Consider the following 8121-nt stretch of genomic DNA (forward strand, 5'->3'; position numbering starts at 1 on the left):
AGATCAACTAATACATGAAAAATGGTATCAAAACTATTCATCCTTAATAAGCATTTCCTGCGGAATGCGGAGCAAACAGCAATAATATCCCGCCCTTAAGGATGGAGTTTAATGAATATATACTTTAAGCTCAAGGGAGCAGACTTTTGTAATAAGATTAGGACTTACGCAGAAACGCTATATATAGCGTTTAAAACTATTACGCAATAGTTTTTTAACTCTATACATAGTACCTTTGCGTAAGTCCTGAAGATTTAATTCTGGTTCAATCAATAAAGCTTTTATCGTCTACCAAAAGCAATAGCTAATAAGCTAATAGCTGATAGCTGACGGCTGAATGCTGACGGCTGAATGCTTACAGAGAGACTCCTGTCTCCTAAGCAGTAACCTAAATATTTGTAGTAAAGATTTATCAAACTGGTATCACATATATATCTATATATATCTATAAATTATGACTTATATCATGTCCGGTTGAATAGTTATAAATAAATGAGGGAGGAGTCAGGAGTCGTAGGGGCGATTCTACGGAATACTTAGTAAACGCGTAATTAGGAGCATTCCGGCACGGAAATCGCCCCTACAGGAGTCAGGAGCGAAGAGAGGAGAAAGAAAGTATAAAAAGAAGAAAGTTTTTTTGATCACGCTCTTATCCGGACATGATATTACGCAAAGGTACTATGTATTTCTAGTTATATTTATTTATTTATTTTCTTGATTAAATTTACATCTAAATATCTACAAAAATACTTGTAACCTTTGTGATAAATATCAAGTTAGACCAGAGATTTAATAATTATTTAAGGTTTGCTGAATAAGTCTTTTAGTAGAGGGAAGGGTCAGGAGTCGTAGGGGCGATAAATACAGCAGTTTCCGAAGCTATGAGGTACAGTTGTTTTTATTCTTTTCTATTCCCTATTCCCTATTCCCTATTCCCTGTTCCCTGTTCCCTGTTCCCTCAAACCTAAAATTTTGTACCTCATAACAACGGGAAACCCTCTATTATTTGGGGACAAATCAAAAGATCCCTAAGCTTTAAATACGATCGCTGGATCGATGCGAGTTACTTTTTGAATTGCGAAGAAAGCTGAACCGACACACATTATAACGGTTACACCCAATACTCCTAGTGCAGACCAAGGTGTAATCAAAATAATAATTCCCTTACTGGCCACCCAACCACTCAATCCTAAACAAACCAGCATTCCAGGAATATAACCCAAAACTGCCATCCAGATTGCCTGCTCGACAATTACTGCGTATAATTCTTTATCTGATGCGCCCATTGCTTTAAGGGTGCCAAACTCTTTTATATGGTCAGATACAGAAGAATATAAAATCTGAGCTACCACAACTATGCCCACAATTACACCTACTACTGCTCCCATTCCCAAAACTAAACCAATATTTGTCCTTGCTAACCAAAAAAATCTAGTTTTCTCAGATAATTCCTCTTTAGTATAAGCATTAGTACCCTTTATTTCCTCTTCTATTCTTTGTTTTAATGCTTGTAAATCTTCACCTGGTTTAGCTTTAATTAATATATAAGCGATCGGGTCTGCTATTTCTAACTTTTTGGGTGTGGGTATTTCCTCTAACTTTTGAGTGGGGTCTTTTTTGTCCACTACTTTTGTACATTGGAGATTACCTGCTCCTACTACTTTGCAGTTAACTTCAGCGTTAATACCTGCACTTATGTAGGTATTGGCATTTTCCAGGGATGTAAATAATAGGGTACTTGATACAATTGATTGAGTACCTTTTGTCACTGCAACTAATTTTGCTGGTAAGGAACCGGCGATCGCTGTTGTTCCTATTCCTTCTGAGAGCATACTGGATAACCTGCTTTGGTCGGCCATTACTGCAAAAGGTTCTTTCAGGTCTTTGACATTTCCCTCAATGACATTTCCCGGATTAAATAATTGTCCATCTGGGTTAAATCCAATTACCATTAATGGACTCATTTCTCCATTTTGAGGTCGCCATCTGACCCCTCCTAAAATTAAAGCTTCTGCTTGCTGGACACCATCTATTGTTTTTGCCTGGCTCAATTGGCCATAAAGTAGGGGGTCTGTCAGCTCAAAGTTAACCATTTCATCAGAGGCAATCCAAATATCTGCATTGGATTTATCTATTAATAAGGTTGTGGAACGAGCAAAACCGTTTAATATACCTGTTTGGATTGTTACTAAGCTAACTGCAAATAATATTCCAGCTTGGGCTACTATAAACCGAGGAATATCTTCTAATAAATTTTTACGAGCTATAGAAGCCATGTTATGAATTTAGGATTTAGAATTTATAAATTTAGAATTAAAATGAATATCTTCTAATAAATTTTTACCGAATAATTAAGGTTTAAAGCCTCTCTTTTAAAGGAGAAACAAGAAAAAATTTTCCTTTTATTCAATCCTATCCGTTTTTAGGGAGAGGTAATTATCAATTATCCATTATGAATTATCAATTATTGAAAAGCTATAGAAACTATGTTATGAATTTAGAATTTATGAATTTAGAATTAAAATGAGGAATATCTTCACCATAAATTTTGGCGAGCTATAGAAGCCATGTTATAGCAATCCTCCGCATATTCGTGGCAAAAATCTTAGTGCTTTTTAGGGAAAACTTAACTGCCAAAACTTAACTGGTGGGAGTTTCAACTCTTTTATCTATTTTTTGATTTGTCACGACCTATTTAGGATTGCTATATGAATTTAGAATTTATGAATTTAGAATTAAAATGAGGAATATCTTCATCATAAATTTTGGCGAGCTATAGAAGCCATATTGTTTGAGTTGAAAGTTATATAGAAATTCAGAAATGAGCATTCTGAATTGATAATTGAAATACAAAATTTAATAATTCTAAATTCTAAATTCTAAATTCTAAATTTTAAATTCTAAAGCTTAGTTTCTACAATCAGATAACTATTACGAAAGTAGGGAAATTGGGTTAAAAACTTCAGAAGGGATTTCCAGTACCAAGGCCAACGTTCTTGGTATAACTGATACATAGACCAAGAATTAACTACTTGTAATCCCATAGCTGTTAAGTCTTCTTCATCATTAATGAACCACTTGAGGGGCGCTCCAATTTGATCGAATATTGTATATAGTTGTTTAGCAGAATTTCCTATAACTTCCATATCTAATGTAGCTCCTGGGAAACGAGAGCGCATTACAGATATGAGCTGTTGGACTTCATTTATATCCAAGTACATTAGTAAGCCTTCTGCAATAAATAAGATATTTTCTGGTGATACTTTGGGCAAAGCATCCATCCAGTCAAAATCCATGACTGATGCACTAATAAATTGGTGTTGCTGTGTCTCTGTATCTAACTTAGAGCGTAATTTCGTTACTACAGGTAAGTCCAGCTCTAACCAACGATAAGTATTTTGTCCTACTCGATGAAAACGACTAGATAATCCAGCTCCTAATTCCACAACAACAGGATGGGAATGGTTAGCAATATGAGAAGATGCTATTTGGTCATGGTGATAAGTTCGGATAGCAGCCACAATAGTAGAAGCTTCACCAGCTTTACCGTAAAGTGGGTCTAGTTCTGTATCCCAACCCACGAGTTTTAACCACTCAACAGATAGTGGATCTTGAAAGAGAGGATAAGGATGAGCTTGTGCTTCAGCTCGTCCCCTGAGTGGTAAAAGTAGGGTACGAGGTACACCAGTTAGTTCATTGACAATTTTAGGCAAAGAGATTAAGTCCTATTTATCAAGTTGGGATAATTTAATTATTATAAGAGTTAGTAGTTAGTAGTAGGGTAGAGGTTTAGTGTACAAGTTGTTTGTTAAACCATTGACTCAGTTCGTTCAAACTTCTTTCCACAATTCCTTGGGATTGAATCATCACCTAAAACCTACACAACACATTTTTTAATTATTCTTTTTTACCGAATTATTAATTATTAATTTTTAATTATTAATTATTAAATAATTCTGGTTTAAAGCCTCCCCTTGGATAGCAGGGCCGTTTCATTCTTCCTTAAGGCTCCTGGCGAGCAGGGGAGAATTTTCCACGCTTTACCCACAGGGCATCCCCAATATTCATCAATTATTCTTAAAGGTTAAAAATACGAATAGTTTTGATTTGAGGCCATTGAACCAGATATTTAGACAGAGTTTAATGACACTTATCCACTGAAAAATCGGCACTGATATGGCTAATTTCTCTATTTTCTGCTCCTAAACATCTCCCGTTCTCCTTAAATTGTTAACTCACGATACTTTTGAAACGGCCCTCCCCTTGGATAGGCGAAAAAGCGGTCGTTTGCGGAGCATGACCTTAGGATGGGATGGCGTTTCGGCTGTCGCCGACATGTTTGCGGAGCATTCCGTCAGGAAAAAGCGGAGCGGCTCTGCATTCTTCGGGTTTCCGTTCCATCCGGGACGCTACGCGTTACATGTCGCTCCGCGTTAACGTTTGCGGAGCATTCCGTCAGGAAAGTTGTGCGGAACGCTAAACGCCATATCCAATCGACCAAGAGAAAAGTGTTAGGATATTTCCTGATCTTCAATTCCGTAAAGGTTTTAACCAGAGGTAATTATCAATTATCAATTAATGAATTTTTACTTTGTTGTTTTGCTAACTCTTGCTGATGTAGTTCTCTATCTTTAATTGTTAGAAGTTCTGGTATTGTCACAAATTCATAACCTTGCTTTTTCAAACCAGCAATAATATTGGGTAAAGCTTCAACAACATGACCTCTTGGGCCACCACCATCATGTAGCAATACAATTCCACCGTTGCTGGATCTATTCAAAACTTTTTTGGTAATTTCTTTAGCGGATCTATAGTACCAGTCAACAGAATCAGCAGACCATAAGACTACTGTCTGTTTTCGTTCTTTTGCATAGTCCGCTAAACCATTCTCTAGGACACCACCAGGAGGGCGAAATAGGTTAGTAGTCCTACCCGTTATTCTATATATAAGGTCTGCTGTACGTCCAATTTCACTTTTGATGCGGTCTGAATTCATTTTACTCTTTGGAGTAGGATGGTTCCATGTGTGATTGGCAATAACGTGACCTCCTTCTACAATTTTTTTGCCTATTTCTTGACGTGTGTTTAAATGTTGGCCAACCACAAAAAAAGTTGCTCTAATGTTATGTTTTTTCAGGATATCTAATATTTGTTCTGTAGTTTTGTTCCACGGACCATCATCAAAAGTTAAGGCAATAACTTTTTGTTCGTTGTTAAGAGTAATATTTTTAACAGTTTTTCCTTGAAATCTTTTTGGTACACTAAAGTTAAAAGTTTTTAGTTCTAATTCCCTTAGTTTCTGTCGAGTTGTATTAATGTTGTTGGCAAGGACAGAACTAATTTTAATTACTTCTAATTGGTTTTCTTTGTTATTTGCTGGTTGATTAATTCTATTTGTATTTACTGCTGTGCTTGCTTTTATGGTTACTTCTTGGTTCGCCCATATTTCTAGGGGGAGTAGAATTCCTATTAAAAAACTGCCACTAGCTCCGATGATTGTTGCTAAAGATTTTCCTTGTCTAGATAATACATTTAAGTTTGTCATTTTTTTCTACTTTATAGAGATATTTGAACTTTAGGGAATTATTCATAAATTTTGAAAAGTTAATTTTTTCATTTTTGGGATGATTTTAAGTAGAGTAAGCTCAAAAAAGACGTTGCATATTTAGCCATAAAATACCTGCAAGCACTGATATAACTGATTAGGTAATTTATATATGTATGATAAATAATGTACAAAATTTCTCACCTTCTACTTACTTACATTATTACTATTAAGTAATAGCTCCTTTGAGATTATTATGAATATATATAAGATTTTTATTTTTTTGTCATAAATTTTGTCTCCTAACTGGAATTTAATTAATCTTATTTACTCAGTGTTTTATAGAGTCAATCAAATATCTTGTATATCTTTTTGTTTGTAAATATTGACAATTTTTTGACTAACTTCAGATATGCTTAAACCATCTGTGCTAATTTCAATAGCATCTGAAGCTTTTCGTAAGGGAGAAATTTCTCGGTTACTATCTTTTTGGTCTCGAAGAATAATATCTTTTTCTAACTCTTCTAAACTTATGTTCGTTTCACCTTTCTGCTGTAACTCTAGTAGTCGCCGTCGCGATCGCTCTGTTACAGAAGCTGTTAAAAAAATCTTGACTTCAGCATTGGGAAATACATGAGTGCCAATATCTCGTCCTTCTGCTACTATGCCTCCTTTAGTTCCAAATTGTTGTTGTTGTTTTACCATAAAATACCTGACAGTAGGCTGGGCTGCAATAGTTGAAACATTATTTGTAACTTCCCTACTCCGAATTTCTACTGTGACATCCTGATCGTTGATTATGACATGACTATTTTCTGGCCCATTAAAGCTAATTTTGCATTGACTGACTAATTCTGCTACTTGGGCTTGATCATCAACTGGCACACCACTTTGTAATACCATCCATGTTACTGCCCGATACATTGCCCCTGTGTCCAAGTATAAAAGTCCTAGATTTTGTCCTACTAATTTGGTGACTGTGGATTTCCCAGCACCAGCAGGCCCATCAATGGCAATTATGGGTTTACGGTTTCTCAAGAGTATATTATCTATTAAACGGCAAGGTCCAAAATAAGCAGCGATCGCTAATAAGCCTATATTTTGAATATTTTCTAAAGGTTGTAAACTTTCAGGGTCAACTATTTCCAAATACTCTAGTTTTACTTTTGGTTGAGATGCTAATTTTTCTTTCACAGCATTTTTGACTTTTTTGAGAATATTTGGTGTATCTCGATGCTCTAAAAATATTTGTCTACTATGACAAAGAGAACTATAAAGTATGGAAGCTTGCTCCTTTTGTTCAGAAGTTAAATATTGATTGCGAGAACTAATAGCTAATCCTGAATTTTCGCGAATTATTGGGCAAGAAACAATATTAACTGGCAAACTCAGGTCTTTGACTAATTGCTTAATAATTGCTAACTGTTGAGCATCTTTCTGACCAAAATAAGCATTGTTTGGCTGAACTAAGTTCAATAATTTAGTTACAATTGTTGCTACTCCCTGAAAAAATTTAGGTCGAGAAACTCCACACATAATTGATGTCATTGTAGAGGGAGGAACAACTGTAGTTGTAGAGTTTTGAGCATTAGTTGATAGTTCATTTTCCATACCCATTGTTTCAGTAGTAGGAGCAAAAATTACATCTACTCCCTCTTTTTCACAAAATTTTCTATCTGCTTCTAACTGTCGAGGGTACTGTTTAAAATCTTCGGTAGGAGCAAACTGTAAAGGATTAATAAAAATACTGACAACCGTAATTTTATTCTCTTCTCTAGCACGTTTAATTAAGCTTAAATGTCCTTCGTGCAAAGCTCCCATTGTCGGAACTAAACCAATAGTATAGGGAGATTTTTGTGGTTCATTTTGCAGTAAATTTAAGTAGGAGCGTAAACCTGCAATAGTTGTAAATAAACGCATTTTGTTTGACAAATATAATAAGTAAGCAGATTCAATAAGTTATAAATCAGAAGTATGTTAGCTCTGTAAACTAGCCCAGGGATAAAACTGATTTATGTTTGTTGTTTTTTAATTGAAACATCGTATTTAGTATGATGTTCAGTTGAATAGTTATAAATAAATGGTGATAGGAAATATAAAAACATTAGCACTATTCAATAATTAATAATTACCTCTTCTGTAAGATAGCAATCCTAAATTGGTCGTGACGAACCAAAAAGTAGATAAAAAAACTGAAACTCTTGCCTGTTTGCTGTTCCCTGTTCCCTGTTCCCTAAAAGCAGTAAGACTTTTATACACAAATAAAATAGGATTGCTATAGAAGGATTGACTAATAGGAAACAGTAAAGTTTTTTGACCGCTAATTAGCGGATAGGTTAAAAGCCTTTTTCTCTTTTCTATCTCCTTTCCACATTATCTATTTTTTTATTCTCACAATCAAGGCATATTACCTTAACACATATAAATTTTTTATATTTTCGATTAAGAATGAAACATTTTTTCTGCTGAAACTTTTTCACAGAAATAAACTATCGTCTCAATCTAAACTTAAATGACTATAATTACCCAATTATTAATTATTAATAATTAAATAATTCGCGCCTTGAAGCCTCCCC

At 34.8% G+C, this 8121-nt stretch carries 4 protein-coding genes; all 4 read right to left on the reverse strand.

Annotated elements, in window-relative coordinates:
- Positions 1 to 1028 precede the first annotated feature (1028 nt).
- The 4 genes from ACP6PK_RS27290 to ACP6PK_RS27305 all read right to left on the reverse strand — a co-directional run bounded on the left by ACP6PK_RS27290 (position 1029) and on the right by ACP6PK_RS27305 (position 7465).
- Positions 1029 to 2276, reverse strand: coding sequence for an FtsX-like permease family protein (locus ACP6PK_RS27290; protein ID WP_426564382.1), 1248 nt, complete (start codon positions 2274 to 2276; stop codon positions 1029 to 1031).
- Positions 2277 to 2900: 624 nt separating this feature from the next.
- Positions 2901 to 3713, reverse strand: a complete 813-nt coding sequence (locus ACP6PK_RS27295) for a class I SAM-dependent methyltransferase (RefSeq protein WP_426564384.1) — start codon at positions 3711 to 3713, stop codon at positions 2901 to 2903.
- A gap of 851 nt (positions 3714 to 4564) precedes the next feature.
- Positions 4565 to 5545, reverse strand: a complete 981-nt coding sequence (locus ACP6PK_RS27300; protein WP_426564386.1) for a polysaccharide deacetylase family protein — start codon at positions 5543 to 5545, stop codon at positions 4565 to 4567.
- A gap of 351 nt (positions 5546 to 5896) precedes the next feature.
- A complete protein-coding gene (locus ACP6PK_RS27305) occupies positions 5897 to 7465 on the reverse strand; it encodes a bifunctional pantoate--beta-alanine ligase/(d)CMP kinase (protein ID WP_426564388.1) in 1569 nt (522 codons plus the stop codon).
- Positions 7466 to 8121 lie beyond the last annotated feature (656 nt).

Source organism: Dapis hubbardiae BLCC-M172 (genome assembly GCF_050016015.1).
Classification (GTDB): domain Bacteria; phylum Cyanobacteriota; class Cyanobacteriia; order Cyanobacteriales; family Microcoleaceae; genus Trichodesmium.